The following is a 548-nucleotide window of genomic DNA, read 5'->3' as shown; positions in this document are numbered from 1 at the left end:
GACGAATCGACCTTCACACGACGGATCTGCATGTACCTGAGGGACTAACGAAAAAAACAGGAGGATAAACAAAAATGATATTTTTCTCATTGATTATCCCTTCCCCTGTATTTTTCCCAGATGTTGTTTACACCATCGATTATTTCTTTCTGCTTTTTTAAATCCTGTCCCTTAGCGAAATCCTTCAGCACGTTGGAAATAAACTCCAGTCTGTAAACCTTCCGCCAGAACGAGTCCTCATCATGTGGTTTTAAAAGAAAAAGCTCATCCAAATCCTTTTCCATATCGCTGATGAGATGACTTGCTTTGCCTTCAACATACCGACAATACCGACTATTCTGTAATTCATAATCGTCAATTTTTTCTTTCAGAAGCCTTTCACATTCACGTCGGTGGTTAATTTCTTTATTTTGTCGAACCACCGTAAGCCACTGAACAACAATTAATGCTGCGAGAGTAATCTCAGTAATAGTCATATAATCACCTGACAAATAATCGTAATTCGGAATCGTACGGGTCAACGGACGGGAAACACCTCAATATTCAGC

General features: G+C 39.4%; 1 protein-coding gene. It reads right to left on the bottom strand.

All coding sequences use genetic code 11. From position 1 onward, the window contains the following. Positions 1-86: 86 nt before the first annotated feature. Positions 87-476 (bottom strand): hypothetical protein, encoded by a 390-nt coding sequence (locus ACOI7Z_RS27325; protein ID WP_004194992.1) that lies wholly within the window; start codon positions 474-476, stop codon positions 87-89. Positions 477-548: the final 72 nt, after the last annotated feature.

The organism is Klebsiella sp. C283, from assembly GCF_048822555.1.
In the GTDB taxonomy this organism is placed as follows: Bacteria; Pseudomonadota; Gammaproteobacteria; order Enterobacterales; family Enterobacteriaceae; genus Klebsiella; species Klebsiella quasipneumoniae.
This window is presented reverse-complemented; position numbering and strand designations above follow the sequence as displayed.

Coding starts and splice junctions, on each gene's coding strand:
- ACOI7Z_RS27325 (WP_004194992.1), bottom strand. CDS start 476: ATGACTATTACTGAGATTACTCTCGCAGCATTAATTGTTGTTCAGTGG.